This window comes from Aequoribacter fuscus (genome assembly GCF_009910365.1).
In the GTDB taxonomy this organism is placed as follows: domain Bacteria; phylum Pseudomonadota; class Gammaproteobacteria; order Pseudomonadales; family Halieaceae; genus Aequoribacter; species Aequoribacter fuscus.
The window spans coordinates 602,581-628,883 of sequence record NZ_CP036423.1; the positions used below are offsets into that span (position 1 = coordinate 602,581).

General features: G+C 52.1%; 25 protein-coding genes. 19 read left to right on the top strand and 6 right to left on the bottom strand.

The genetic code is table 11. From position 1 onward, the window contains the following. Nucleotides 1–23 precede the first annotated feature (23 nt). From EYZ66_RS02760 to nrdR, 3 genes are read right to left on the bottom strand one after another with little or no spacing between them, the layout of a single operon-like run. Nucleotides 24–680: a riboflavin synthase gene (locus tag EYZ66_RS02760; RefSeq protein ID WP_009577189.1), complete on the bottom strand. Its 657-nt coding sequence runs from the start codon at nt 678–680 to the stop codon at nt 24–26. 16 nt (nt 681–696) lie between these two features. Further along, nucleotides 697–1,809 (bottom strand): bifunctional diaminohydroxyphosphoribosylaminopyrimidine deaminase/5-amino-6-(5-phosphoribosylamino)uracil reductase RibD, encoded by a 1,113-nt coding sequence (gene ribD, locus EYZ66_RS02765; protein WP_040817901.1) that lies wholly within the window; start codon nt 1,807–1,809, stop codon nt 697–699. Between the two features lie 2 nt (nt 1,810–1,811). Continuing rightward, on the bottom strand, nt 1,812–2,276 hold the full coding sequence (gene nrdR, locus EYZ66_RS02770; RefSeq protein WP_009577191.1) for a transcriptional regulator NrdR: 465 nt from the start codon (nt 2,274–2,276) through the stop codon (nt 1,812–1,814). A 215-nt stretch (nt 2,277–2,491) separates the two neighbouring features. On the opposite strand from nrdR, the gene EYZ66_RS02775 reads away from it, so the two are divergent. Next, complete coding sequence (locus tag EYZ66_RS02775) at nt 2,492–2,956, top strand: REP-associated tyrosine transposase (protein WP_009577192.1); 465 nt, start codon at nt 2,492–2,494, stop codon at nt 2,954–2,956. On the opposite strand, the gene EYZ66_RS02780 is transcribed toward EYZ66_RS02775, so the two are convergent. After that, nucleotides 2,953–4,302 (bottom strand): flavin-containing monooxygenase, encoded by a 1,350-nt coding sequence (locus tag EYZ66_RS02780; protein ID WP_009577193.1) that lies wholly within the window; start codon nt 4,300–4,302, stop codon nt 2,953–2,955. The two genes, EYZ66_RS02775 and EYZ66_RS02780, sit on opposite strands and share 4 nt — an antisense overlap. A 246-nt stretch (nt 4,303–4,548) precedes the next feature. On the opposite strand from EYZ66_RS02780, the gene EYZ66_RS02785 reads away from it, so the two are divergent. From EYZ66_RS02785 to EYZ66_RS02855, 15 genes are all read left to right on the top strand, one after another. Beyond that, on the top strand, nt 4,549–5,856 hold the full coding sequence (locus EYZ66_RS02785) for a VWA domain-containing protein (protein WP_009577194.1): 1,308 nt from the start codon (nt 4,549–4,551) through the stop codon (nt 5,854–5,856). Between the two features lie 141 nt (nt 5,857–5,997). Continuing rightward, entirely contained in the window at nt 5,998–6,288 is a 291-nt protein-coding gene (locus EYZ66_RS02790; protein WP_009574609.1) for a DUF1244 domain-containing protein, read from the top strand. A gap of 41 nt (nt 6,289–6,329) precedes the next feature. After that, nucleotides 6,330–7,496 (top strand): isovaleryl-CoA dehydrogenase, encoded by a 1,167-nt coding sequence (locus tag EYZ66_RS02795; RefSeq protein ID WP_009574610.1) that lies wholly within the window; start codon nt 6,330–6,332, stop codon nt 7,494–7,496. Nucleotides 7,497–7,510: 14 nt separating this feature from the next. Continuing rightward, nucleotides 7,511–8,002 (top strand): PaaI family thioesterase, encoded by a 492-nt coding sequence (locus tag EYZ66_RS02800; RefSeq protein ID WP_050793353.1) that lies wholly within the window; start codon nt 7,511–7,513, stop codon nt 8,000–8,002. Further along, nucleotides 7,992–8,438, top strand: coding sequence for a PaaI family thioesterase (locus EYZ66_RS02805; RefSeq protein ID WP_009574612.1), 447 nt, complete (start codon nt 7,992–7,994; stop codon nt 8,436–8,438). The genes EYZ66_RS02800 and EYZ66_RS02805 overlap by 11 nt, the downstream gene beginning before the upstream one ends. A gap of 232 nt (nt 8,439–8,670) precedes the next feature. Then, a complete protein-coding gene (locus EYZ66_RS02810; RefSeq protein ID WP_009574614.1) occupies nt 8,671–9,855 on the top strand; it encodes an acyl-CoA dehydrogenase family protein in 1,185 nt (394 codons plus the stop codon). Nucleotides 9,856–9,864: 9 nt separating this feature from the next. Continuing rightward, complete coding sequence (locus tag EYZ66_RS02815) at nt 9,865–10,974, top strand: acyl-CoA dehydrogenase family protein (RefSeq protein WP_009574615.1); 1,110 nt, start codon at nt 9,865–9,867, stop codon at nt 10,972–10,974. Between the two features lies 1 nt (nt 10,975). Beyond that, nucleotides 10,976–12,697 carry a class I adenylate-forming enzyme family protein gene (locus tag EYZ66_RS02820; RefSeq protein ID WP_009574616.1) on the top strand — a complete coding sequence of 574 codons (1,722 nt, stop codon included), beginning with the start codon at nt 10,976–10,978 and terminating at the stop codon, nt 12,695–12,697. A gap of 16 nt (nt 12,698–12,713) precedes the next feature. Next, the gene (locus tag EYZ66_RS02825) at nt 12,714–13,961 is read left to right on the top strand and encodes an acyl-CoA dehydrogenase family protein (RefSeq protein ID WP_009574617.1); all 1,248 of its coding nucleotides are present in this window, start codon (nt 12,714–12,716) and stop codon (nt 13,959–13,961) included. A gap of 58 nt (nt 13,962–14,019) precedes the next feature. Continuing rightward, on the top strand, nt 14,020–14,484 hold the full coding sequence (locus tag EYZ66_RS02830; protein WP_009574618.1) for a MaoC family dehydratase: 465 nt from the start codon (nt 14,020–14,022) through the stop codon (nt 14,482–14,484). A gap of 29 nt (nt 14,485–14,513) precedes the next feature. Next, nucleotides 14,514–15,434, top strand: a complete 921-nt coding sequence (locus EYZ66_RS02835) for an SDR family NAD(P)-dependent oxidoreductase (RefSeq protein ID WP_009574619.1) — start codon at nt 14,514–14,516, stop codon at nt 15,432–15,434. A gap of 4 nt (nt 15,435–15,438) precedes the next feature. Beyond that, a complete protein-coding gene (locus EYZ66_RS02840; protein ID WP_009574620.1) occupies nt 15,439–16,620 on the top strand; it encodes an acetyl-CoA C-acyltransferase in 1,182 nt (393 codons plus the stop codon). 17 nt (nt 16,621–16,637) lie between these two features. Continuing rightward, nucleotides 16,638–17,621 carry an NADPH:quinone oxidoreductase family protein gene (locus tag EYZ66_RS02845; RefSeq protein ID WP_009574621.1) on the top strand — a complete coding sequence of 328 codons (984 nt, stop codon included), beginning with the start codon at nt 16,638–16,640 and terminating at the stop codon, nt 17,619–17,621. Between the two features lie 2 nt (nt 17,622–17,623). Beyond that, nucleotides 17,624–18,787 (top strand): iron-containing alcohol dehydrogenase, encoded by a 1,164-nt coding sequence (locus EYZ66_RS02850; RefSeq protein WP_009574622.1) that lies wholly within the window; start codon nt 17,624–17,626, stop codon nt 18,785–18,787. Next, a complete protein-coding gene (locus EYZ66_RS02855; protein WP_009574623.1) occupies nt 18,784–19,212 on the top strand; it encodes an acyl-CoA thioesterase in 429 nt (142 codons plus the stop codon). The genes EYZ66_RS02850 and EYZ66_RS02855 overlap by 4 nt, the downstream gene beginning before the upstream one ends. A gap of 47 nt (nt 19,213–19,259) precedes the next feature. Here EYZ66_RS02855 and EYZ66_RS02860 read toward each other — a convergent pair whose 3' ends face one another. Together EYZ66_RS02860 and EYZ66_RS02865 are read right to left on the bottom strand one after the other, a co-directional pair. Beyond that, nucleotides 19,260–20,453 (bottom strand): MFS transporter, encoded by a 1,194-nt coding sequence (locus EYZ66_RS02860; RefSeq protein ID WP_009574624.1) that lies wholly within the window; start codon nt 20,451–20,453, stop codon nt 19,260–19,262. A 17-nt stretch (nt 20,454–20,470) separates the two neighbouring features. Next, on the bottom strand, nt 20,471–21,265 hold the full coding sequence (locus EYZ66_RS02865; RefSeq protein ID WP_009574625.1) for an SDR family NAD(P)-dependent oxidoreductase: 795 nt from the start codon (nt 21,263–21,265) through the stop codon (nt 20,471–20,473). A 200-nt stretch (nt 21,266–21,465) separates the two neighbouring features. On the opposite strand from EYZ66_RS02865, the gene carA reads away from it, so the two are divergent. The 3 genes from carA to greA are packed head-to-tail and all read left to right on the top strand — an operon-like array spanning nt 21,466 to nt 26,303. Further along, a complete protein-coding gene (gene carA / locus EYZ66_RS02870; RefSeq protein ID WP_009574626.1) occupies nt 21,466–22,599 on the top strand; it encodes a glutamine-hydrolyzing carbamoyl-phosphate synthase small subunit in 1,134 nt (377 codons plus the stop codon). Between the two features lie 6 nt (nt 22,600–22,605). Further along, a complete protein-coding gene (carB, locus tag EYZ66_RS02875) occupies nt 22,606–25,827 on the top strand; it encodes a carbamoyl-phosphate synthase large subunit (RefSeq protein ID WP_009574627.1) in 3,222 nt (1,073 codons plus the stop codon). After that, nucleotides 25,824–26,303 (top strand): transcription elongation factor GreA, encoded by a 480-nt coding sequence (gene greA, locus EYZ66_RS02880; protein WP_009574628.1) that lies wholly within the window; start codon nt 25,824–25,826, stop codon nt 26,301–26,303. Before carB ends, greA begins: the two co-directional genes overlap by 4 nt.

The window sequence follows — 26,303 nt, forward strand, 5'->3', positions numbered from 1 at the left end:
GCTTTGAAATTCCTAAATTTTGCTTAGCGGTTTAAAAAACCGTTTTCGGCCAGAGTCTCTAAACTCAGGCCCTGAGGTTTGGCGGCCTCACTCCCCATAAGAAGTCGCTCGAGGTAGCGCGCGATTACGTCCACTTCTAAATTGATGGAGGTGCCAACGTGGTAGCCACCGATAACGGTTTCAGCCATGGTTTGCGGAATGATGTTTAAGTCAAAGCGGCTGCCATTGACGGAGTTCACGGTCAGGCTGGTGCCGTCTATGCATATGGAGCCTTTGTGAGCGATGTATTTCGCGAGTTCGGCCGGGGCCTCAATTAAAAAGCGCCATGAGCGGCCCTCTTCATAGCGCTCGACAACTGTACCGATACCGTCGACGTGGCCGCTGACAATATGGCCGCCCAGACGAGATTCGGGCGTTAGGGCCCGCTCTAAGTTGACTTTGGTGCCGTTGCTCCAGGTGCCGACTGTGGTTAAGCTCAGTGTTTCGTTAGACACATCAGCCCAGTAGCCATCTCCGGGCAGGTCGACCACGGTCAAACAGACACCACTGGTGCAAATACTGTCTCCTAGCTGAACCCCGTGCAGTGGGAGCTTGCCAGATTTAACGCGAATACGAACATCGCCGCCGCGGGGCTCTATCGCAGCAATTTCGCCTACAGCTTCAATGATGCCGGTAAACATAGTGTTCCTATCTGCCTTAATGTGTGGGCTTGAACGTTAATTTTAAGTCGGGCCCGATTCGACGGGTGTCGATTAAACCGAAGTTTAGGCGCTGTGTCATGGTCGCTATGTCCATATGAACTAGACTTTGCGCATTATGACCAAGAATAACAGGCGCTTGATAAAGAATAAGTTCATCGATAAGGCCAGCGTTTAACCAGCTACCGGCGAGCCTTGGACCACATTCTAGTAGAATTTCGTTGGCCGGGGCGATCGCCATTAGCTGTAACAAAGCGTTTTTTAACCCAGCTGGCGTTTTGAGCGCAGCTACCTCGACGATATTTTCAGGGTTTATGTGGTCGGGCCGAGTAGTTTTGGGCTCTGCGCAAAATAGGGTTCGAGCGCCGCTCAATACCTTTGCGCCATTCGTGGTTCTGAGTGTCGAGTCAAAGACGGCACGCAGCGGTTGATGAGCGGTTGCCTCGCGTGCGAGATTGGGGTCGAGCGGAAGGTCGCCTTCTCGCACGTTAAGCTGGCAGTCATCTTCCAGCACTGTGCCCACACCCGTAATAACAAGTCCTGCTTCTGCGCGCAGTCGCTGTACATCGCGTCGCGCGCTGGGGCCAGTAATCCATTGGCTTTCGCCGTTTGCCAGGGCAATTTTGCCGTCTAGTGAGCAGGCAAGTTTGAGGCGCACTCGGCCGTAGCCGCGTTCGAGTCGAAGTAAAAACCCCTGCAACTGCTGTTTTACGGTATCGGCCAAGAGTCCGACTCGAACCTCAATGCCGGCGTGTTTAAGTGCTTCGAATCCGCTGCCCGCAACTTCGGGGTAGGGGTCTTCGATGGCGGCAACGACTTTGCTAATGCCCGCCTGAATGAGTGCCTGACTGCAAGGGCCGGTTCTACCCTGGTGATTGCAGGGTTCTAGAGTGACGTAAGCGGTTGCTCCACGCGCTTGCTCGCCGGCTTGCGCAAGCGCCATGACTTCAGCATGACCTTGGCCTGGGGGCTGGGTGTAGCCCTCGCCGACAATCTGCCCGTCTTTGACGATGACGCAGCCCACATGGGGGTTGGGTTTGGCGCTGTACTTGCCGTGCTCGGCCAGATTGATGGCCCGTTGCATGAGTTCTGTGTCGGAAAGATTGGTCACGTCTAGTCGCTGTCGGTTGAGTGTCGCAGAGTGTCAATGGCGTCTTTAAATTCCGAGATGTCTTGGAAGCTGCGGTAGACCGAGGCAAAACGCACGTAGGCGACCTCGTCTAAGGTGCGCAGTTCGCTCATGACCAGCTCGCCCAATACGCGTGAGCCAACTTCCCGCTCGCCGGTGGCGCGCAGCGCATGCTTAATACGCTGGATTACGGCTTCAACGGCCTCTACTGCTACCGGGCGTTTTTCAAGGGCGCGCTGAAATCCTGCGCGCAGTTTTTCTTCGTCGAAGGGTTCGCGCACGCCATTTTGTTTGACGATCCGCGGCATGACGAGCTCGGCGATTTCGTAGGTGGTAAAGCGTTCTTTACAGTCAAAGCACTCGCGGCGACGGCGCACTTGGTCACCCTCGGCCACTAAGCGGGAGTCGATCACTTTGGTATCGATAGCAGAGCAAAATGGGCAGTGCATGCGTAATCCTTGCAAATTTTGCGCGAATATTACCATGTTTCCGCAGCGTTGTTCTTGCGGTTGTTTGAGTGGACGTGCTTGTGTCGATTCAGTGCGCCTTGCGAGAGTGCAGCACTCAAATCTTTTTGGAGCAAAGGAGATCGATGGCGACCAAAATCTTGGGATTGGCGGGGTAAGTGGTTAGTTTGGTAATTTGTCTCACACAGGATCCTGCAATGCCACCAAAAACTCAGGCCATCGCTAGCACCTACTATGTCACCCTGCGTTTGCGCCACAATCACAGGCGCTATCTAACCGATCACCCCGATATTTGGTTTGCCGCTTTGGCTAAAGTCCAAAAAGAGCTTCCCACTCGGGTGCATGCCTTTGTATTGTTGCCCGATCATGCACACTTAATATGGACGCTTCCGAAAAAGGGCGGGCATATTGATCGTTGTCGGCGGCTTTGCGAGGAGTTTAGCGAGGAACTCGCGAACAGCACTGGTGCCAGCCGCCGCTTACACAAGGCGAATTTTAGATTGTTTAAAAGTTATTACCCCAGTACTCCAATTCATACGGTGTCGCAATTACGGCGGCTGCGCGACCATGTACATCAAGACCCTGTGCGTCATGGTTTGGTGAAGGCACCGAGTGAATGGCGCCATTCCAGCGGGTCTAAGTTTAATCCCTTGCTCGATTAAGCCGCTTTTGGGTTTTGCTTACGCGCCCTGATTCTGCCCGCTGCTATTTCTTTGTCTAAGCGCTTGGCGTAGTGGTCAAAATGCAGCTGTATGGTGTGCCTGGGGCTTTCGTAATAGTGTCCTGTATAGAACTTTTCGTCGTCGACGATGGCTTGGCGCATCGCCTGTGCGCTTGGGAGCGCGTATTCGCCCAAGAGATAGGGCGCCACAAGTTTAGACTGCTGCTCCGCGAAATTAACCAAAGTGGGCAAGGACTGAGCTAAGCCCATGTAAATTAAATTGGGCACCTCGGGTATAAACAAGCGCTTGAACAGTTTGGGTGGGTTGTTCTTCTCGTCGGCCTTAAATTGCGATTGGTCAAAGAACGGGAAGTCGATTTTGTAACCCGTGCACCAAATGATCACATCAAAGTCTGATTGCGTGCCGTCGGTAAAGTGAACGGTATCGCCTTCAAAGCGATCGATTCCTGTGCGGCCTTTAATGTCGCCAGAGCCCGCCCGCTGCAGAAACTCGCCTGATATCGTGCCGTGCGCCTGCCACACTTTGTAAGTAGGTTCGGGCAGACCGTAATCTTTTGGGTTGCCAATCACTTTTTTTGCCGTGACTTCCATCAGCCAGTTTTGAATGCTTTTGGGTACCCAGCCGGGCAACATGACTTTGTCGGCAGGTTTGCCGTTGATGTATTTTGGGAATACCCACACGCCGCGCCGCATCGAAATATGCAGCTCTTTGGTCAAAAAGCGCATCGACAGCTCAGACGCGATATCCATGGCTGAATTGCCAGAACCTACCACCAACACCCGTTTGTCGCGCATATCAATCGGGTCAAAGGGCGTGTTGTAGCTGTGCGCGTGAATTTGCTCCCCTGCAAATTCGCCAGAGTAGGCGGGCTCGGGCCAGCGCGGACTCCAGTGGTGGCCATTCGCAACGATCATGAAGTCGTAAGAGCGAGTGTGTCCGTCGGACGTGCGTACGGTCCATTGGCCGTCGTCCTCGCGATGTGCATTTTCCACTTTGGTGTTGAAGGTAATAGTCTCGCGCAGGCCAAAGTGGTCGGTGTAGTCGTTTAGGTAACCGAAGATATCACTGTGATGGGGGAAGTCTGGCCAGTCTTTGGGTACCGGGAACTCTTCAAAGCCCATACGGAATTTCGAGGTGTCAATATGCAGGCTTTGGTAGCAGGCCGACATGCCGTTGGGGTTTTTGTAATACCAGTTGCCGCCTACGTTGTCGGAGGCTTCAAAGCAGTCATACGTAATGTTGAATTCTTTGAGCCGTTTGATGGTGCTAATGCCGCTGGGGCCCGCGCCAATGACACAGCATTTTGGGGTGGTGTTCGCCGACATATTAGTAGCCTTGTATACAGATTATTGTTGGCTAAGCGTAAGTAGATTCTCAGGGTGTTGCAAGTTTGAGCACGAGCAACTGAGCGACGTTTGTGTGACCTGCATCACTCCTTGGTGGCGATCGTAATAAATCCTTACAAATCCTTACAGTTTTAACATAAACCATTTTGAATTAGGAAAAGTGATAAATTGATATTATTCAACGTTATATAACTTGCAAAAAATTGTTTGCCCTTTGAAGCCCCTGTGAGAATTCGAGTCTCAACCCTAAATCCCAAAGCTAAAAAAAGTGTTTTTGGCGGTGTTGGTCGCAAACTGGGTTTGGCGCTGTATTTGGTTTCTGTGTTAGCGGCGCAAAGTGCTAATGCGGTTGATGGGCAGTGCGCTAGCCGAGCCGATTTGTGGTTTGCAAATGATGAGTCAGGCAGTGTTGATGCGACAGAATTTGAGGGTGCGCTAAATTTCATTTATCAGGTGGCAGACTCTTTTGAGTATGACGCATCAACTGGGGCACAGGCAGGTATTATTGGGTGGGCAGATGAGCTTCAGCCTACTGATGTTATTGTTCCGATTACCGAGGATTTCAGGGATGTTGATGATGTAGGTCTTGTCGGGTCATTAACAACCGATGGTGATGGTAAAGGGGTTCGAGAGCTCTATACGGCCAGAGTTTCGGGTAGCAATGGCACACGCCTAGATTTGGCAACGCAGCGGTTGGCTTATTTGATTAACGCGGGCAATGGTGCTCGTGCAGGCGTGCCAAGCGTTGCGGTTATCTTAACTGATGCAAATCAGGGGCAGTTGGAGCAGGCGTTGAGAGGTGGTGGTGGCGCATGGATTAAGGCTGCTGAAAATTTGCGTGCAGCCGGTCCAGATGGCACTGAAGTTAGCGATTTGTCGGACGACGACTCAAACTTAGAAGATAGCCCGACGCTGTTCAAGTTCGAAACGTCTCCTGACATTCGAATCACAATTTCGGCCAGCGCGCCCGTGAAAGTTACCGGTGCGCAAGCGGTGGATCTGAGCCGCGTGGCTGAGGCGGCGCGTTTTGGTGAATTTGATTTGGGCTTTGCTTATCGCCCAGTTGAGACAAATCGCTTTAATGCCTTGGCGATGGTCTCTTACATTTATGACTTAGATCCGATTAACCAGAACGGTGGGATGTACGCTGATGAAAAAGGCGTGGTCTACTCGTTTGAAGGCTTATATGCCTTGACGGATAGCTTGAAAGTGGGTGGTAAAATAGCCCACAAACGCAGCTCGATTCGCGTAGATCGTGACAGCGGTGCCTTTATCGATGCCACGACCGATTTGCGTATCTTGCGAGAGCGCTATCACTTGGTCTGGAAGCTGGATGCCTTGGCCGAATATCGCTGGCTTGAGGTCGACGAGATTGGCGACGAGAAGCAAGGTGGTTTGCTAGGCCTCGAAGTACAGCTTAGCCCTAACTTCTCGATTGGTGGCGGTTACAACTTTACCGAGTTTAACGATCGCTTAACGGCGTTAGATTACGACGCCAAAGGTTGGTTTATTAATATCTCCGGACATTTCTAAACCTTCGATCTAGGTACATGCTCAAACCCCAGCGGCGCAAGCCTCTGGGGTTTTTTATTGCCCCAAGATGGCGATATGCGACTGGGCGCTAGGTCTATATATAAGCTATCCTAAGAGATTATTTGGTATCGGAGTATCAACATGGAAAAAACGACAGAAATCGAAGCCGCCGTATTTCGCCGTCTCTTGAAACATTTAGACGATAATAAAGATGTGCAAAACATCGACCTCATGATACTGGCGAATTTTTGCCGCAATTGTTTGGCTAAGTGGTATGTCAGTGCGGCAGAGGAGCGGGGTGAGAGTATCGATTACGAAGCGGCACGTGAGCGAGTGTACGGTATGCCTTACAGCCAGTGGAAGGCGAATCATCAAGCCGAGGCGACACCCGAGCAGTTGGCGGCCTTTGAAGCCCGCAGCAAAAAAGCCTAAGTTTTAACCCCGCACTGACGGATTACAATAAGGAATTCGATATGTCTCATTACCCGACGCTGAATTTTGGTTTGAGCGAAGAGCTAAACGCCCTGCGCGACATGGTGGCGCAATTTGCCGCAAATGAAATTGCACCACGTGCGGCCGAGATCGACTCGACCAATCAGTTCCCTATGGACTTGTGGCGCAAGTTCGGTGACCTAGGCTTGCTCGGCATTACCGTTGAAGAGCAGTACGGTGGCTCAGGTATGGGCTATTTGGCACACTGCATTGCGATGGAGGAAATCTCGCGGGCTTCTGCCTCAGTGGGTCTTTCGTATGGGGCGCACTCGAACCTGTGCGTCAATCAAATTCGTAAAAATGGCACCGAAGAGCAAAAGCAGACGTACTTACCCAAGCTGTGCAGCGGTGAACACATCGGCGCCTTAGCGATGTCTGAGCCTGGGGCGGGTTCAGACGTTGTTAGTATGACCTTGCGGGCCGATGATGCGGGGGACCACTACGTATTGAATGGCAATAAAATGTGGATTACCAACGGGCCTGACGCCAACGTGTATGTGATCTATGCCAAAACCGACCCTGAGGCCGGCTCTAGGGGCATCACGGCGTTTATTGTCGAGCGCGATTCCCCCGGATTTAGTCGCGCTCAAAAGCTCGACAAGTTGGGGATGCGCGGTTCCAATACTTGCGAGCTGGTCTTCGAAGACTGCAAAGTGCCAAAGAGCCATGTGCTGGGTCAGGTCGGGCGAGGTGTGCAGGTGTTGATGTCGGGTTTAGACTACGAGCGCGCGGTGCTCTCGGGCGGTCCTGTGGGTATCATGCAGGCTTGCCTGGACGTGGTTGTACCCTACATTCACGAGCGCAAGCAGTTTGGTCAAGCCATTGGCGAATTCCAGCTCATTCAGGGCAAAATTGCCGATATGTATGTGGCATTAAGTACGTCTCGCGCCTACTTGTATACGGTGGCCAATTCACTAGATCGCGGAGAAGAGTCACGTAAAGACGCGGCGGGTGTGATCCTCTATACAGCCGAAAAGGCAACGCAAATGGCTTTAGATGCGATCCAGCTGTTGGGCGGTAATGGCTATATTAATGACTACGCAACCGGGCGTTTGTTACGCGACGCCAAGCTATACGAGATTGGGGCGGGTACCAGCGAAATTCGCCGCATGCTGATTGGTCGTGAGCTCTTCAAAGAGTCCGCCTAGGTGGTGATTTCGATATGAGCGCGGCAGCAAACTCCCATAAGAAATTAATGACTGGCCGTAAAAAACAGGGGCATTTCAGTGCGCTGAACATTACTCTGGTGGATTGTGGCGATGATTGGGCGGAAATGTCGTTAACGCCAACAGCGGCGTTGATTGGCGACCCCAGTACGGGCGCCTTACACAGTGGGCCTATTACGACCCTGCTCGATTCTGCGCTGGGCATTGCTGCCAGCGTGGCGTTGCCTCGGCTGGGGTTTGCGCCCACAATCGATTTGCGGGTCGATCACTTGCGAATGGCGAACGTCAACGAGCCTCTGATTGCACGAGGTGAGGTGATCCGGATAACCCGAAATGTGCTCTTCGCGAAGGGTTCAGTGCGCCAAGGCGATGTGGAAATTGCCCACGCGGTAGGTAATTTTGTGCGCTTAAGTGATGATGTGCTAGCGATGGCTGAAGCGCACATCAAACAGCAGCTCGACACTATGGAGAACAGCGATGAGTCTTGATCATGTTCTCGATCGCCCTGTGAGTCAGCGCGCCGCGCACGCGATTTTGGATGAAATTCCCTACGCCGTCATGATGGGCGTTTTGGCTGAGGAGAACCCTGGGACCCATGAGCCACTGCGTTTCGTGATGCACGCTTCAGAGCTGCACATGGGAAATCCAACGTTGCCGGCGATGCATGGTGGCGCCTTAAGTGGTTTTATGGAGCTTGCCAGTGCGGTGCATCTACTGAGCTTTATGGAGACCGCCAAGTATCCGAAGTTGATCGATTTTTCGATTGATTACTTGCGTGCGGCGCGACTTCAAACGGTTTATGCCGTCTGCGAACTTATGCGTGAAGGCCGCAACCTAACCGCGGTTCAAGTAAAAGCTTGGCAAGAGGATCCCGCTAGGCCTGTCGCCATTGGGCGAGCGCAATTTTTGTGCTCTGATCGATAGTAACCCCGACAGCACAACTCAGTTGACGGCGCCTTCGGGCGCCGTTTTTGCTTGTGTCGCATCGTGGTACAAAGTCACAGAAGAAGCGTTTTCGTGAACTTGGAACAGCAAGCGATTCACTCAAGTGAATCACGCACAAAAATACTTGAGAGTCTTTAGAACATACTGTATGTTCAAATCTGTTTTGACATGATTCATCTACTATAAATCTAAGGTTCTTACGGAGGTTATTGTGTCCGACCTGAACACCTTTCGCACCGAGGCTCGTGCATGGCTAGAGGCAAACTGCCCTGAGTCGATGCGGGTGCCTATTCGCAGTTTTGAAGATATTTATAACGGGGGGCGCAACCCTGAAATGTCACATCCTGACCAAAAGGTTTGGTGTGACCGCATGGCCGAACGTGGCTGGACGGTACCTGAGTGGCCAAAAGCCTATGGCGGTGGTGGCTTAAATAAAGAGGAAGCCAAAGTGCTCCGAGAAGAGATGGCGCGTATCGGTGCCCGTCCAGCTCTGGATAGTTTTGGTATTTCGATGTTAGGTCCCGCCTTGCTTAAATTCGGTAATGAAGAGCAAAAGCTCGAGCATTTACCGCCGATTGTGCGCGGTGAAATTCGCTGGTGCCAAGGGTATTCGGAGCCCAATGCTGGGTCCGACTTGGCGTCGTTGGCGACGCGGGCGGAAGACAAAGGGGACCATTACATTGTAAACGGCCAAAAAATCTGGACGTCGTATGCGAACAAAGCGGATTGGATCTTCTGTTTAGTACGAACCGATAACACGGGCTCTAAGCACGAAGGCATTAGTTTTGTGCTGTTCGACATGGCGACCCCAGGTGTGACCACTCGCCCCATTAAGCTGATTAGCGGTTCATCGCCGTTTTGTGAGACGTTCTTTGACGACGTGCCGGTTCTTAAAAAGAACTTGGTGGGTGAAGAAGGTAAAGGCTGGACCATTGCTAAGTACCTACTTACCCATGAGCGCGAAATGATCTCAAGTTTTGGTGCTGCTGGCGGGAAGAAGACGCTGGGTCAGCGTGCGGCAGAAAATATGGGTACAGACGCCTCTGGCCGTTTGCGAGCTGGCACCTTGCGTTCTGTAATCGCCCAGTATCAGTTAGATACCTTGGCTTTTGCCGCAACGATGGAAAAGGTCACGGCCGAAGCAAAAGCCGGTCAAGGTTTAGGGCCCGCGTCGTCTATTTTTAAATACTACGGCACTGAGTTAAATAAGCGCCGTAACGAATTGTTGCTGTCGGTTGAGGGTGAGTCTGCCTTGGGCTGGAGCGGCGAAGAATACAACGAGGGCGAAATAGCCCGAGCTTGGCTGCGTTCTAAAGGGAACTCGATCGAAGGTGGCACCTCGGAAGTTCAATTAAACATTGTCGCCAAGCGCGTGCTTGGTCTGCCAGACGCATAAGGAGGCAATATGACATTAGTACTTAACGAAGAAGAGATCATGTTGCGTGATTCGGCCGCCGGCTTTTTGACCGAGACCGCGAATGTTGAGGCTTTTCGTAAGCACCGCGACAACCCTCCGACTGCCGGGTTTGATAAAGCGCTTTGGGGGTCAATTGCTGAAATGGGCTGGTGCGGTATCGCCATTGATGAAGCACACGGTGGTCTAGGTTACGGTTTTACTGGATTGGGTCTAATTATCGAGCAAATGGGTAAAAATTTAACGGTCTCGCCCTTCAATAGCACGGTTTTAATGGCGTCTACAGCGATTGCTCAGTTTGGGACCGAAGCGCAAAAGCAAGAATGGCTCCCAAAAATTGCCGCGGGTGACGTTGTCATGTCTTTGGCGATTCAAGAAGGCAGTCACTTTGATCTCGATAGTCTGTCCACCTCGGTTTCGATGCAGGGCGATGGCTTTGCGCTTAAGGTCGAAAAGCGTCAAGTGTTAGACGCCATAAGTGCCGATGCCTTCGTTGTTGTGGCCAAAGACGCCTCTGGATATCAAGCCTTTATCGTGACCGCTGACCAGGTGTCGGTGCGGAATCAGTCGATGGTCGACGCTCTTTCCAGTGGTACGGTGGTGATCGATACGCGCCTAACGGCCGAAGCGCAAATGGATGCTGACAGCCTGAATAATGGTGGTTTAGAGCGTGCACTCGATATGATGAATATTGGCCTGGCGGCCGAGTTGTTAGGCGTGTCGACAGAGGCTTTTGAGCTTACGGTTGGGTATCTTCGTGAGCGCAAGCAGTTCGGGAAAGTCATTGGTAGCTTTCAGGGGCTGCAGCATCGCGCAGCAGATCTGTTTGCTGAGCTCGAGCTTTGTAAGGCGATTGTTTTAAAGGGTTTGCGTGCTGTCGACGCCGGTGAAGACCTGAGCGGCTTGGCCAGCGCGGTCAAAGCCAAGCTTGCGCAAATTTCGCAGCGAGCCACTAACGAAGGCATCCAGATGCACGGCGGTATTGGTATGACCGACGAGTACAATATCGGTTTCTTTATCAAGCGAGCTCGTGTACTTGAGCATACGTTGGGTGATTTTCATTACCACCTAGATCGCTATGCAGTGCAGGGCGGTTTCTAGAATGGCAGTAACAGATGTTACGGAAATTATCCGTCCACTGGATGAGGCTGTCGCCACATTGACCCAGCCGGGCGCCCCTTTTGAAGTCACGCGGGCTGTGTTGAGGGGCTATGAATATCCCGTCTATGCTGCTATTCCCAATAATTTGGGTGAATACTTTGAGTTTATGCGCAAGCATGGGGACGCCGAATTTTTGGTCTACTTAGATCAGCGCATTGGGTACACCGAGGCTCTAGAGCTGGCTCTGGGTTTTGCTGCCAAGTTAAACGAGCAGGGTGTGCAAAAGGGCGATCGCATTGCGATTGTGTCGCGCAACAATCCAGAGTGGATTATTGCCTTTATTGCGGCTGTGGCTATGGGTGCAGTGGCGGTCCCGATGAATGGTTGGTGGACGACCGATGAGTTGGATTACGCCATCGATGATTCGGGCGCCAAGTGGGTGGTAGCTGACGCGGAACGGATCGAGCGCTTAAAACCCTTGATTGATAAGTATGACCTAAATATTGTTGCCACAGACTCAGGCGCTGCAGCTTTAATTGATGCGCCTACCGTGCAAGATTGGGGGCGTGAAGGCCAGTCCTTAGTCTGGCAAAGACCCGACGTAGACGTCGATGACAATGCAACTATATTGTATACCTCGGGCTCAACAGGGCATCCAAAAGGGGTGTTATCCACCCACCGCGGGGTGTTATCGGCCCTGTACAGTTGGCTATTGATGGGCGTTGCGTCAAAGCAAGTCGAGGCCTTGGCGCCGGCAGAGCCGCAGGGCAAGGTTCAGCCCGTGGGCCTGCTGACAGTCCCGTTGTTTCACTGCACTGCCAGTCACTCTGCTTTCATGCTGTCAATTTTGCCGGGACGCAAATTGATCATCATGTACAAGTGGGATGTCGAAGAGGCCATGCGCCTGATCGAGCTGGAGAAAGTCAGCTGGATGACGGGTGTACCCACCATGTCTGCGGAGCTTCAGCGCGCGGCTCAAGCGACAACGCGAGATCTGTCCACGCTGGCAGAGGTATTTGCTGGGGGCGCTGCGCGCCCCGCCGATCAGGTCGAAAAAATTGCGGGTACCTTTAAGAAGACAGCGCCAGGTTTGGGTTACGGTCTTACTGAAACCAACGCTCTTGGAGCCTTTAATAGCGGTGTGTTGTATTTGGCTAATCCAAGCAGTACGGGTCGCGCGGTACCTGCTGTTACTGAGTTTAAAATTATCGACTCTACAGGAAACCACCTAGGACCAGATGAGATCGGTGAGGTCTGCATGAAATCACCGGCTAACGCCGTCGGCTATTGGAACAAGCCCGAGGCGACGGCGGTAGCCTTCGTTGATGGCTGGTTCCACACCGGTGACCTGGGTAAGCTGGACGAAAATGGCTTTTTAAGCATCGTGGATCGTATTAAGGACATCATCATCCGCGGAGGTGAGAATATTAGCTGCATTGAAGTAGAAGCAGGTATTTGTTCGCATCCCCAGGTGTTAGAGGCAGCCGTTTTTGGCGTCCCTGATGAGCGGTTAGGTGAAGCAGTGGGCGCGGTGGTGGTCGTGTCCGGCGAACTTAAAGAGCCCCTGCAGTCCTTACAGGCTTATTTGAAAGATCACCTTGCCGCTTTCAAGATTCCAGCCTATGTTTGGGTGCATGAGGGAAGTCTGCCTCGAACTGCGACCGGCAAAATTTTTAAACGAGAATTAAAACAGCACTACAACGCCACGTTGTCCGCTGCATAACACAAGAGGGAAAACCATGGACTTAGGAATAAGCGAAAGACTTGAACCGCTATTGCACAGCGTAAAAACCTTTATTGCTGAAGAAATCGAGCCAATGGAGGATGAATACTGGAAGGAAGTTGATACTGGCAGTCGCTGGGAGTTTACTGAGCGCCAGACTGAAATTTTAGAGACCCTGAAAGCCAAAGCGCGTGAGCAGGGCTTGTGGAATTTCTTTTTAACTGGCGAACACGGTTATGGGTTAACCACGGTTGAATATGCCTATTTAGCTGAAGAGATGGGCAAAACTCCGCTGGGTGCCGAGGTATTTAACTGCGCCGCGCCTGACACGGGCAACATGGAAGTGCTGCACAAATACGGCAGCGAAGCGCAGAAAGCACAGTGGTTAGAGCCCTTGTTAAACGGGGAGATCCGCTCTGCTTACGCGATGACCGAGCCTGGCGTTGCTTCGTCAGATGCAACGAATATCTCGACCAACGCAGTCTTGGACGGTGACGAATGGGTAATCAACGGCGAGAAACACTGGATTTCGGGTGCGGGTGATCCACGCTGCAAAATTATGATTGTAATGGTCAAGACGAGTCCTGACGCTCCGACCCACAAACAGCAGTCGCAAATTTTGGTGCCAAAAGATACCCCGGGGTTAGAAATTTTGCGCCCTATGACCGTTTTTGGGGAAGACGATGCGCCGCACGGTCACATGCACTTGCGTTTTAATAACGTACGTGTACCCAAAGACAATATCATCCTAGGTGAAGGTCGAGGATTCGAGATCTCGCAAGGTCGTCTTGGTCCGGGTCGAATTCACCACTGTATGCGCGCATTAGGTGCGGCTGAGAAAGCACTGAAATTATTGTGTGAGCGCGCGACGACTCGCACCGCCTTTGGTAAGCCTTTGGCCAAACTGGGTGGTAACGTCGATATCATTGCCAATGCTCGAATGAACATTGAAATGAATCGCTTGCTGACCCTCAAGACGGCGTGGTTAATGGATAACATCGACGCGAAAGAAGCGCGTGTTTGGATTTCGATGATCAAAACGACTGTTCCCAACGCGGTGCTTCAGATTGTTGACGACGCCATTCAAATGTACGGCGGGTTGGGTGTGTCGCAAGATACGCCATTGGCTGGCATGTACAAAGGTTTGCGTACTCTGCGCTTGGCCGATGGTCCAGATGCCGTTCACCGTATGGTGGTGGGCCGTCATGAGCTGCGAAAGTATGCGGCGCAAGATTCGGTGAGCGCCACGTTCCGTGACGGTTGATCGATAATAGCTACCACATCAATCAATGCGCCAAATTGGCGTAAAGAGGAGAATGACAATGCCAATAATTGTTGTACCAAAGGAAGAATTGCCGAATTACGTCGGCCATAAATTTGAGCCAGGTCAGTGGGTCGAAGTAAGACAGGAGCGAATAAATCACTTCGCTGACTGTACGGAAGATTTTCAGTACATCCACATTGACGAAGAGCGTGCCGCGCAGACGCCGTTTGGTGGCACCATTGCGCATGGTTTCTTGACGCTATCGCTGTTGGTCAAAATGTGTGAAGAAAATGCGATCGCTCCGGAAGGCGTGGTCATGGGCATTAACTACGGTTTTGACAAGATACGCTTCTTGGCGCCGGTGCGTGCAGGCAAGCGTGTGCGCGCTCATAGCCAAATTGTTAGTATCGATGCCAAAGATGGTGGCCGTTTCTTAACGAAGCAAGCCGTAAGTGTTGAGATCGAAGGTGAGGAAACCCCCGCTTTAATCGCAGAATGGTTGGGTATGGTGGTGACCGCGTAAGCGGCCCTGGTACCCCTTAAGGAGGAAATATGACAATTCGTTATGACGGCCAAGTGGCTATTGTGACAGGTGCCGGCGGCGGTTTAGGCCGTTCGCACGCGATTGCCTTGGCGGCTCGTGGCGCCAAAGTAGTAGTAAACGATCTAGGTGGTTCGGTTGATGGCAGCGGTGGTTCAAGCGACGCGGCAAAAGCAGTCGTTGCGGAAATCGAAGCCGCTGGCGGTGAAGCGATGGCCAACGGCGCTAACGTGGCCGACTACGCTCAAGTCGAAAAAATGGTTGCTGAAACCATGGAGCGTTGGGGTCGCATCGATATTCTAGTAAACAACGCAGGTATTTTGCGCGACAAAAGCTTTGTGAAGGGCTCCCTAGACGACTTTAAACTGGTGGTTGATGTGCACTTGATGGGCAGTGTCAACTGCACCAAAGCGGTGTGGGATATTATGCGCGAGCAGGCTTATGGCCGCATCCTTGTCACCACCAGCTCCAGCGGGTTGTATGGTAACTTTGGACAGGCCAACTACGGATCAGCCAAAATGGGTGTCATCGGTATGATGAACACTCTGGTGCTAGAAGGCGCGAAATACAATATTCATGTGAATGCGCTTGCCCCTACTGCGGGGACGCGTATGACGGAAGGCCTGATTCAAGAGGACGCCTTCAAACTATTGACTCCAGAAACGGTAACGCCAGCTGTGCTTTACATGGTCTCTGAAGGTGGTCCAAACCGCACAATCTTATCGGCGGGTGCCGGGGGTTATGCAGTGGCTAAAATTGTGGAAACCGAAGGTATGTGGTTGCCACCCGAAGAGCAAACGCCCGAGGGAATTGCGGCACATTGGGATCAAATTAACGACTTTAATACTGTTCGCGAATTGAAGGCGGGCGGTGAACAAACCATTAAATTTGTGATGGCGGCGGCTGCAGGCCACGGCATCTCAGCGGAGTAGAATCATGGCTAAAGAAGCAGTAATTGTAAGTACAGCACGTACCCCGATCGCTAAAGCGTATCGTGGTGGTTATAACAACTTGGGTGGTGCAAGTTTAGGTGCGGCCTCGGTGGCTGAAGCAGTGCGCCGCGCCGGTATTGATCCAGCCGAAGTTGACGATGTGATCATGGGCTCTGCCCTGCAGCAGGGTGCAACCGGCACTAACGTCGCTCGTCAAATCGCCTTGCGCGCTGGGTTGCCTGTCACCGTCAGCGGCATGACGCTTGATCGTCAGTGCTCTTCGGGTCTTATGGCGGTAGCGACCGGCGCTAAGCAAATTATTGATGACGGTATGTCGGTGGTTGTAGGCGGTGGTTTAGAATCGATTTCGTTGGTGCAAAACGAGCATATGAACCTTCATCGCATGGTTGACGATGAGTTAATGAAAATGGCTCCAAATATCCATATGCCCATGCTGCAAACTGCTGAAGTGGTAGCAAAGCGCTACGGCATTTCGCGCGATGCGATGGACGAGTACGGTTTTCAGTCGCAGCAGCGCACAGCCCAAGCTTACGCAGAAGGTCGTTATGACGCTGAATTAGTGCCTGTTACCTGCGAGCGTATCGTGTGGAACAAAGAAACGGGTGAGCAATCCACTGCGGTAGGTACTGTAACAGCAGACGAAGGTGTACGTGCTACCACATTAGACGGCCTTTCTAATCTTCGCACCGTGATTGAAGGCGGCACTATCACCGCAGGTAATGCGTCGCAGTTGTCGGATGGTTCCTCAGCACAAGTGATCATGGATTCCAAATTGGCCGAGCAGCGTGGTCTAGAGCCTTTGGGTGCCTACCGAGGCATAGCGGTTGCTGGCTGTGAGCCAGACGAAATGGGTATTGGCCCTATTTTTGCGATTCCCAAATTGTTAAAAGCGCATGGTTTGACCATGGACGATATCGGTTTATGGGAACTGAACGAAGCGTTCGCTGTGCAGGTTCTGTACTGCCGCGATAAGCTCGGTATCGACAACGATAAACTCAACGTCAGCGGTGGCGCGATCTCGATTGGCCATCCCTATGGCATGAGCGGTTCGCGTATGATCGGTCACGCGTTAATCGAAGGTAAGCGGCGCGGCGTTAAGTACGTTGTCATTACCATGTGTGTCGGCGGCGGTATGGGCGCTGCTGGTCTGTTCGAAGTTTATTAATCGCAAAGGGGAAATTCATGAAAGCGGTTGTCTGTAAAGAGTTAGGTACTGCAGAAAAATTGGTGTATGAAGAAAACTGGCCCGATCCCGAGTGCGGGCCTGGTCTGGTACTCGTCGACATCAAAGCTGCGGGCTTGAACTTCCCCGATGTCTTGATTATTCAAGGTAAGTACCAGTTTCAACCCGAAATGCCGTTTATTCCCGGTGGTGAGTGCGCAGGTGTCGTTGCGGCGGTGGGCGAGGGCGTAACTCACGTTAAGCCGGGTGATTCGGTGATCGGCATGATTCAAACCGGTGGTTTTGCAACGCGTGTGGCAGCACCAGCACACTCGGTTTTCCCGATGCCTCCGGGCCTAAGCTACGAGCAGGCTGCAGGTGTGAGTATGACTTACTTTACCTCGCATCACGCGCTAAAGCAGCGTGCTAATCTTCAGCCCGGAGAAACCTTGTTGGTTATGGGTGCAGCAGGTGGCGTGGGTTCGACCGCGATCGAGTTAGGCAAGTGGATGGGTGCTAAAGTGATTGCTGCGGCAAGCTCTGACGAAAAGTTGGAATTTTGCAAGCAGCTAGGTGCCGACGAAGTCATTAACTACAGTAAAGAAGACCTGAAGACCGTGCTAAAAGAAATGACCGGTGGCAAAGGTGTTGACGTGGTATATGACCCAGTGGGCGGCGATTACGCCGAGCCTGCGCTCCGTAATATGGCTTGGAATGGTCGTTACTTGGTCATTGGCTTCGCCAGTGGTCCAATCCCTAAAATCCCATTGAACTTGGCTCTGTTAAAAGGTTGTTCGATCATGGGTGTATTCTGGGGTCGTTTTGTGGGTGAGGAACCTAAAGTACATCTCGAGAACGTTGCTGAGTTGTGGAACTTGTTCGAGAACAAAGTGCTCAACCCGCAGGTCACCGAAAGTTTTGCCTTAAGCGACTATCAGGCGGCTTACGACTGCATGACAGAGCGTCGAGCCCGAGGTAAGGTCATCCTTCGCACGGAGGACTAATCGTGACCACTAACTTCCAATTTCGAACTGCGCCTCGCATCATCTGCGAGGCGGGTTCGGCTTCTGCCTTAGCCCAATATTTGCAAGACTTGGGTATTTCTAAGCCATTGTTCGTCACCGACCCAGGGTTGATGCAAATTGGTTTGGCGCCACCTCTAATCGAGGCGGTGCGCACAAGCGGCATGGATGTAGTGGTATTTGACCAGGTCCGAGAAGATCCGCCTGAGTCCGTGGTGCAGGAAGCCGTCATGCTAGGTAGTGGCTGCGATGGTGTCGTAGGCTTAGGCGGTGGCAGCTCGATGGACGTCGCCAAAGTCGTTGCGGCGTTGATGGGAAGCACCCAGCCCCTTCAAGAAATGTACGGTGTAGAGCAGGTGACTGGAGCTCGCCTGCCTCTAGTCTTAGTGCCCACCACCGCCGGTACGGGGTCGGAAGTTACGCCGGTGGCTATTCTGACCACAGGTGAAACCACTAAAGCCGGCATTTCCTCGGGCGTATTATTGCCTGATATTGCTCTACTCGACGTTGACCTGACTTTGGGTTTGCCGCCAAAAATTACGGCAATGACCGGCATTGATGCTATGGTTCATGCCATTGAGGCCTACACTTCCAAGCATAAGAAAAACCCCATGTGCGACATGCTGGCACGCGAATCCTTGCGTATGATGGCGGTGGCGCTGCCTAAGGTGCTTGCCAATGGGCAGGACAAAGAGGCGCGGCAAGCGATGTTGTTAGGGGCGCATCTAGCGGGTCAAGCTTTTGCCAACTCGCCAGTGGCTGCGGTACATGCTCTAGCGTATCCAGTGGGTGGCCATTTTCATATTCCGCACGGTTTAAGTAACTCGCTAGTGTTGCCTGCAGTGTTGCGATTTAACCGCCCAATGGCCGAGGCTCTTTACGCTGAATTAGCCGAGTGCTTCATTCCTGGCGTACAGGGTGACCAAGCGTCTCGTTGCGATCAGTTTATCGCTGTGCTCGAGCAGCTGATTGCGGACTCTGGTTTGCCTGCAACGCTGGCGGACGCAAATATTCCAGAAGACTTTTTGCCCACCTTAGCCAAAGACGCCATGCTGCAGCAGAGGTTGTTGATTAATAATCCTCGCGACGTGGATTATGACGATGCCCTGGCCATTTACCAAGAAGCCTACTCTGGAGTGACTCGATGAGACCTTCACGAGAGGACTTTGCGGTCTTTTACCCCATAACCACCCGCTGGTCAGATAACGATATTTACGGCCACGTAAATAACGTTGTGTACTACAGCTATTTTGATACGGTGGCCAATCAGTATTTAATTGCTGAGGGTGGTCTGGATATTGACCAGGGTGAAACGATTGCCTTTGTTGTATCCTCCGGCTGCGATTACTTTGAACCCGTCGCTTATCCGCAGTCGTTAGAGGGTGGCATTGCGGTCGAGCACCTCGGTAATTCTTCGGTTCGTTATCGCATCGGGATCTTCGAGCAGGGCGCGAGCCAGGCTTCTGCCTGCGGATTTTTTACCCATGTGTTTGTGACTCGTGCAGACCAAAAGTCATGTCCCATTCCAACCGATATTCGCGCGGCTTTAAGTAGAATTCACATCGTTTTATAGCGCAGTGCGTGAGCGCTTGCTCACGCGATACCTTCGTTTGGCAGGGCTTAAACCCGTTTTGAATAGATAACGCCGGCGAGCAAGATCGCAATAAAAATTGCAGCGGCGATGTGGGGGTAGTGCGGGTTAAATTGGTATAGGTAGCCAGCACCAACCGGCCCGATGCCAAAACCAATAGCGGGGCAGCCCGAAATCATGCCTGCAGCGGCGCCCTGTTCATGTGGCTCTACGGCTAGCGAGGTTGCAGAGATAATCGATGGCATGGTGCACCCAACCCCTATTCCCATAACACCCATGCCCGCGGCAATCAGCACAAATTCGCTTGATGAGGCGATGACTAAAGCACCTATACTAATAAAGCTGAGCCCAACTTTAATAAATCGTCCGGGCGGCCAGTTGACCCACTGCATCACGGTGGTTTGCACCAAGAAGGTAAAGCTCGCCGAGGTCAGCATCGTAATGCCGGTCAATTGAGCGGTTCGAACGCCGGTCAAGTTAAGCTGATCCTGCAAGAAAAAGCCCATCGTCTGCTGAACAGCTGCAAAGCCCATGAATGTGCCAATGGCAATGGCAATAAAGGGCCAGATGCGGGTATCGGTAAACTTGAGTTTTACCGAATGTTTGCGAGGGATTCGATCTGCGACCGGCGTGACGGGAATCATTTTCCAGACCATTACCGCCATAATTAAGGTCAAGAACGCGGCGGCATAAAGTGGTGCGAGTAGCCCAAATGCTGCGGTGGCACCCGCGAACGCAGGACCCAGTATCATGCCCATGCTGGAGGCGGTGCCGAGTTTCGCCATGGCTTTGGTGCGCTTGTCGGGCGTGGTGTGGTCTGCGGCATACGCGGTAGTGCTAGGACCTGTGGCTGACATAATGCCGGCGTGTAAGCATCGGGTGATTAGCAGTGCGGTAAACAAAGATGCGCCCGTCAGTATGCCGTTTAAACCCAGCACGAACGATGTGGCAAACGCGCTGGTGCCGAAAACAAAGCCGACTAGGCCAATCATGATGACCGGCTTGCGGCCTATACGGTCGCTTAAACGCCCCCAATAGGGTGAGGCAAATCCAAACGTTAAGGAGGAGCACGCGATCAAAATAGTAATCGAGAACTCTGTCATATTCACTTCGCGCCCGAGCGGCGCAAGAATCGCGAAGGTCATGGATTGGCCCATGCCAATCGCCATTAAGCTCGCAATTAACAGTGCAAGATGGCGAGTGGGGAGGGTCAATGTCGACATAATTTACGGTTACCTAGTTACTCGGGCCTTTTGGGTAGCCAGCGTGGATAGCTCTCTGGGAATAAACGTGTGAGTAAACTCATCCATTTTGCGTCGCGACCAATCAAACAACGGTTTTGACGGCGGTCAATAGCTCTAAAAATGGTTTCTGCCGCTTGTGCTGGCGTGGTGGGCGCCATGGTATCAAAATCTGCTATTGCCTGCTCGCGGTTTCTGTCGGTATTTAAGATAGTTGCAGACTGCACGATGTTGGTTTTAATGCCGCCCGGGTGCACGCAGCATACGTGGATGCCGTCTTCTTCAACTTCTTGACGCAGGGCTTCGGTATAGCCTCGGACGGCAAATTTAGAGGCGTTATAGGCGGACTGCGAGGGCACTGCCATGATGCCAAAAATTGATGACACATTGACCAAGTGTGGGTCTTTTGATTGACGCAAGAGTGGCAAGAACGCTTTGCTCCCGTAAACGACCCCCCAAAAATTAACATCCATAATACGCTCGATATCTGCATTAGATTGCACTTCGGCGTTGGCAATCAGGGCGATGCCAGCATTGTTGATGACGATATCAACTCCGCCGAAGACACTCAGAATCTGATCGCGCCAGGCATTGACTGCCTCGAAGTCGCTGACATCGAGTTCGTTTGTTAAGCAGTGTGTTGCATCCAGCCCGAGCTCTAAACGCAGTGCCTCTATCGCCGCTAGGTTGATGTCGGCAAGGGCGAGCCGATAGCCACGGCGATTGGCAAGCTGCGCCAACGCGCGACCAATACCGCTTCCCGCGCCGGTAATGGCAATAATTGGGTTTGACACGATGTTCTCCTTGTTATTTTTGACCTGCTACTCTATCATGCGCGCTTAAATGTACGAGCTAAAAATTATTCAATTAGAACATCTTGAGGCCTCTTCCGGTCCCTTGTTCAATTGTCGTTAAAAGCGAGGTCCGGTTTTACCGATCTCGCTTTTTTTGAGCCTGCATAACCGAGTTTTTGCGTTTAAATCAGGAGGTGTCTTTGTTCACGCCAGCCATACTCGCCCTTGAAAATGGTCGTGTGTTTCGAGGAGAAGCGATTGGAGCAACAGGTTCAGTCGTAGGGGAAGTGGTTTTTAATACCGCGATGACAGGATACCAAGAGATCCTTACCGACCCGTCTTACGCCAAACAGATTGTCACTTTAACTTACCCTCACATCGGCAACACCGGTTGTAACAGCGAGGATGAAGAAGCAAGTGCGGTGTGGGCGCAGGGCCTGGTCATTCGCGATTTACCCCTACTTGCCAGTAACTACCGTTCTGAAGAAGATTTGGCGTCGTATTTAAAGCGACACAATATTCTGGGTATCGCTGAAATCGACACCCGTGCGCTGACGCAAGTGCTGCGCGAACAGGGCGCGTTAGCGGGCTGTATCATGACGGGTGAAAACATCGATGAAGAAGCCGCATTGGCTCAGGCTAAAGCCTTTGCGGGCTTGAAAGGCATGGATCTGGCGCAAGAAGTGACCACGCAAGAAACCTTTGCTTGGACACACGGCAGCTGGGTGTGGAACCAAGGCTTTAGTGAACTGCAAGATGAACGCTTTCACGTGGTAGCCTACGACTTCGGTGCCAAGCGCAATATTTTACGCATGTTGGTCGACAGAGGCTGTCGTTTGACGGTGGTGCCGGCGAAAACGCCTGCTGCTGAGGTGTTGACGATGAACCCCGACGGTGTGTTTTTATCCAATGGCCCCGGTGACCCAGAGCCATGCACTTATGCCATCGAAGCCATTCAGCAGATACTAAAAACCGATATCCCCGTTTTTGGTATTTGCTTGGGCCACCAATTGCTCGGTCTTGCCAGCGGTGCTAAGACCTTAAAAATGAAATTCGGCCACCATGGTGCCAATCACCCCGTCCAGGATTTACGTGATAAGACGGTAATGATTACCAGTCAGAACCACGGTTTTGCGATTGACGAAAACAACATGCCCGAGTGCCTCGAGGTGACCCACGTATCTTTGTTTGACGGCTCAGTCCAAGGCATCCATCGCAAAGATAAAGCGGCGTTCAGTTTTCAGGGTCACCCAGAGGCAAGCCCTGGCCCTCATGATGCCGCCCCATTATTTGACCATTTTATTGAGCTGATGACAGCGCGACAGGAAGGCTAAGCTGACATGCCAAAACGTACCGACATAAGCAGTATCTTGATTTTGGGTGCCGGTCCGATTGTTATCGGTCAGGCTTGCGAATTTGACTACTCGGGTGCTCAGGCGTGTAAAGCGCTGCGCGAAGAGGGTTACCGCGTCATTTTGGTGAACTCCAATCCCGCAACCATTATGACCGATCCGTCGATGGCTGATGCCACCTACATCGAGCCAATCGAGTGGGAAACGGTGTCCAAAATCATCGAAGCAGAACGTCCTGATGCCTTGCTACCCACGATGGGTGGCCAAACCGCATTGAACTGTGCCTTGGATTTGGATAAGCACGGTGTATTGAAAAAGTTCGGCGTTGAAATGATCGGTGCTACTAAAGAGGCCATCGATAAAGCAGAAGACCGGCAGTTGTTTGACGACGCCATGAAGCGTATCGGTCTGGAAACGCCTCGCGCAGCAACAGCGCGCTCGATGGAGCACGCTTTCGCCATACTCGAAGATATTGGTCTACCCTGCATTATTCGCCCTTCGTTTACGATGGGCGGATCGGGTGGCGGGATTGCTTATAACCGTGAAGAATTCGAGGAAATTTGTATTCGCGGATTCGATCTGTCGCCGACACACGAGCTTCTGATCGACGAAAGCCTGATTGGCTGGAAAGAGTACGAAATGGAAGTGGTTCGTGACAAAAACGACAACTGCATTATCGTGTGTTCGATCGAGAATTTCGACGCCATGGGTGTGCACACAGGCGACAGTATTACTGTAGCTCCGGCGCAAACCTTGACCGATAAAGAAATGCAAATCATGCGTGATGCTTCTTTGGCAGTGTTGCGTGAAATTGGTGTCGAAACCGGCGGCTCCAATGTGCAGTTTGGTCAAGATCCAAAAACGGGTCGGTTCGTCATTATCGAAATGAACCCCCGAGTATCAAGGTCTTCTGCCCTAGCATCAAAAGCGACGGGCTTCCCAATTGCGAAAGTCGCCGCGAAGCTTGCCATAGGCTACACCTTAGACGAGCTGCAAAATGACATCACCGGCGGCGCAACACCCGCGTCGTTCGAGCCTGCGATTGACTATGTTGTCACCAAAATTCCGCGTTTTGCCTTCGAGAAATTTGATACCGCGAACTCGCGCCTGACTACGCAGATGAAATCGGTGGGCGAGGTGATGGCGATTGGCCGTACCTTCCAAGAATCGATGCAAAAAGCAATGCGTGGCTTAGAGGTCGGATCTGCAGGATTTGAGCATAAAATGGATGTTTCAAATCCGGATACGCGCGATGAGCTGATTAATGAATTGACTAACCCTGGACCTGATCGTTTGTGGTATATCGGTGACGCTTTCCGCGCCGAAATGAGCGTTGAGGAAGTCTACAAACTGAGCGGTGTGGATCCTTGGTTTTTGGTGCAAATTGAAGACATCATCAAAACCGAGAATGCGCTAAAGTCAGTGTCATTGAGCGACATCGACCACAAACAAATGTGGCGTTTAAAGCGTAAGGGTTTTGCTGACAAGCGTTTGTCGGTTTTGCTGAATAAAACAGAAGCTGAGGTCCGCGATTACCGTCAATCCTTAGATATTCGACCCGTGTACAAGCGGGTGGATACCTGTGCCGCCGAATTTGCATCAGCGACTGCTTACTTATATTCGACCTACGAAGAAGAGTGTGAGGCTCGCCCAACCAATCGCAGGAAGATTGTGGTGTTAGGTGGTGGCCCCAACCGCATTGGTCAGGGTATTGAGTTCGATTACTGCTGTGTACACGCGGCACTGGCCATGCGTGAAGATGGCTACGAGACCATTATGGTCAACTGCAACCCTGAGACGGTTTCTACCGATTACGATACCTCTGATCGTTTGTTCTTCGAGCCGGTGACGATTGAGGACGTAATAGAGATTATCGACCTTGAGAAGCCTGAGGGCGTTATCGTGCAGTTTGGTGGTCAAACTCCGCTTAAATTGGCGCGCGCACTGGAGGCTAAAGGTGTTCCTATTATTGGCACCACACCCGATGCGATTGACCGCGCTGAAGACCGCGAGCGCTTCCAACACATGATTCAGAAGCTGGGTCTGAAACAGCCGGCCAATACAACGGTGCGTTCGGTGGATGAGGCGCTTGAAGCTGCGGCGAGTATTGGTTATCCGTTGGTGGTGCGCCCTTCTTATGTGCTGGGTGGTCGCGCTATGGAGATTGTTTTCCGCGAAGAAGATCTACTGCGATACATGAAGAATGCTGTGTTGGTTTCAGATGATTCGCCCGTATTGCTGGATAGTTTTTTAAGTGCGGCTATCGAGGTGGACATCGATGCGGTTAGCGACGGTAAAACCGTGGTTATTGGCGCAATCATGCAACACATCGAGCAAGCGGGTGTGCACTCTGGCGACTCGGCGTGCGCGTTGCCACCCTATAATTTGCCAATGGACGTGCAAGACGAGATGCGCGAGCAGGTGAAGCAAATGGCCCTAGAGTTGGGTGTTTGTGGTCTCATGAATGTGCAGCTTGCATGGCAAGATAACGAGATTTATGTCATTGAAGTCAACCCTCGCGCGTCTCGGACGGTACCGTTTGTATCGAAGTGTATTGGCGAGTCGTTGGCAAAAGTAGCGGCGCGCTGCATGGCGGGTCAGAGTCTAGAGTCACAGGGCTTCACTAAAGAAATTATTCCAAACTACTTCTCGGTGAAAGAGGCCGTATTACCCTTTAATAAATTCCCCGGTGTTGACCCCATCCTCGGCCCCGAAATGAAGTCAACCGGAGAGGTAATGGGCACTGGCGCCACGTTCCCGGATGCTTTTGCGAAAGCGCAGCTGGCGTCGGGCGGGAATGCGCCTCGTGAAGGTACCGTATTAATCAGTGTGCGTGACGTCGATAAACCCGGTGCCGTGAAAGTCGCACAAAACCTCGCTAGTATTGGGTACAAGATTGCCGCCACGGGCGGCACGGCCGATGCACTAGAGGCAGCAGGTCTCAGCGTCGAGCGAGTCAACAAGGTGAGCGAAGGCCGCCCGCACATTGTGGATTTTGTGAAGAATGATCAAGCTTCTTTGATTATTAATACCACAGAAGGCCGACGTGCTATTTTAGATTCTGCTCCTATTCGGGCGAGCGCCGAGGCGCATAGGGTGTTCTACACGACGACTCTGGCGGGTGCGGAAGCGGTATGTATGACCCTGATGCAAGAAGATGATAAACAAGTGCGGCGTCTGCAAGATCTGCACGGAGGTTTGCGATCATGAATAAAGTGCCTATGACAAAGGCGGGTGAGATGGCCTTGCGCGCAGAGCTCGAGCGTTTGCGTAAAGTCGAGCGCCCGCGCATTATTGCTGCGATTGCTGAAGCTCGCGAGCACGGCGACTTGAAAGAAAACGCCGAATATCATGCAGCACGCGAGCAACAAAGCTTTGCCGAAGGCCGTATCATGGAAATCGAGGGCAAGTTGTCGTATGCGCAAGTTATTGATATTACAGCCATTCCTCACACAGGTAAGGTGATCTTTGGTACTACGATTGATCTGATTAATTTGGCCAATGATCAAGAAGTCACCTACCGTATTGTGGGCGATGACGAAGCGGACGTTAAGCGCAACCTGATTTCAGTGAGTTCACCGATCGCACGCGCGTTGATTGGTAAAGAAGAAGGCGACGTGGTGGTGGTAAAGGCGCCAAGCGGCGATATTGAATACGAAATTGATCAGGTTAGGCACGAAGCCTAA

Excerpts from the sequence above, each read along its gene's own strand:
- EYZ66_RS02760 (WP_009577189.1), bottom strand. The coding sequence starts at position 680 with ATGTTTACCGGCATCATTGAAGCTGTAGGCGAAATTGCTGCGATAGAG.
- nrdR (WP_009577191.1), bottom strand. The coding sequence starts at position 2,276 with ATGCACTGCCCATTTTGCTCTGCTATCGATACCAAAGTGATCGACTCC.
- EYZ66_RS02775 (WP_009577192.1), top strand. The coding sequence starts at position 2,492 with ATGCCACCAAAAACTCAGGCCATCGCTAGCACCTACTATGTCACCCTG.
- EYZ66_RS02780 (WP_009577193.1), bottom strand. The coding sequence starts at position 4,302 with ATGTCGGCGAACACCACCCCAAAATGCTGTGTCATTGGCGCGGGCCCC.
- EYZ66_RS02790 (WP_009574609.1), top strand. The coding sequence starts at position 5,998 with ATGGAAAAAACGACAGAAATCGAAGCCGCCGTATTTCGCCGTCTCTTG.
- EYZ66_RS02795 (WP_009574610.1), top strand. The coding sequence starts at position 6,330 with ATGTCTCATTACCCGACGCTGAATTTTGGTTTGAGCGAAGAGCTAAAC.
- EYZ66_RS02800 (WP_050793353.1), top strand. The coding sequence starts at position 7,511 with ATGAGCGCGGCAGCAAACTCCCATAAGAAATTAATGACTGGCCGTAAA.
- EYZ66_RS02805 (WP_009574612.1), top strand. The coding sequence starts at position 7,992 with ATGAGTCTTGATCATGTTCTCGATCGCCCTGTGAGTCAGCGCGCCGCG.
- EYZ66_RS02815 (WP_009574615.1), top strand. The coding sequence starts at position 9,865 with ATGACATTAGTACTTAACGAAGAAGAGATCATGTTGCGTGATTCGGCC.
- EYZ66_RS02820 (WP_009574616.1), top strand. The coding sequence starts at position 10,976 with ATGGCAGTAACAGATGTTACGGAAATTATCCGTCCACTGGATGAGGCT.
- EYZ66_RS02825 (WP_009574617.1), top strand. The coding sequence starts at position 12,714 with ATGGACTTAGGAATAAGCGAAAGACTTGAACCGCTATTGCACAGCGTA.
- EYZ66_RS02830 (WP_009574618.1), top strand. The coding sequence starts at position 14,020 with ATGCCAATAATTGTTGTACCAAAGGAAGAATTGCCGAATTACGTCGGC.
- EYZ66_RS02835 (WP_009574619.1), top strand. The coding sequence starts at position 14,514 with ATGACAATTCGTTATGACGGCCAAGTGGCTATTGTGACAGGTGCCGGC.
- EYZ66_RS02840 (WP_009574620.1), top strand. The coding sequence starts at position 15,439 with ATGGCTAAAGAAGCAGTAATTGTAAGTACAGCACGTACCCCGATCGCT.
- EYZ66_RS02845 (WP_009574621.1), top strand. The coding sequence starts at position 16,638 with ATGAAAGCGGTTGTCTGTAAAGAGTTAGGTACTGCAGAAAAATTGGTG.
- EYZ66_RS02855 (WP_009574623.1), top strand. The coding sequence starts at position 18,784 with ATGAGACCTTCACGAGAGGACTTTGCGGTCTTTTACCCCATAACCACC.
- EYZ66_RS02860 (WP_009574624.1), bottom strand. The coding sequence starts at position 20,453 with ATGTCGACATTGACCCTCCCCACTCGCCATCTTGCACTGTTAATTGCG.
- carB (WP_009574627.1), top strand. The coding sequence starts at position 22,606 with ATGCCAAAACGTACCGACATAAGCAGTATCTTGATTTTGGGTGCCGGT.
- greA (WP_009574628.1), top strand. The coding sequence starts at position 25,824 with ATGAATAAAGTGCCTATGACAAAGGCGGGTGAGATGGCCTTGCGCGCA.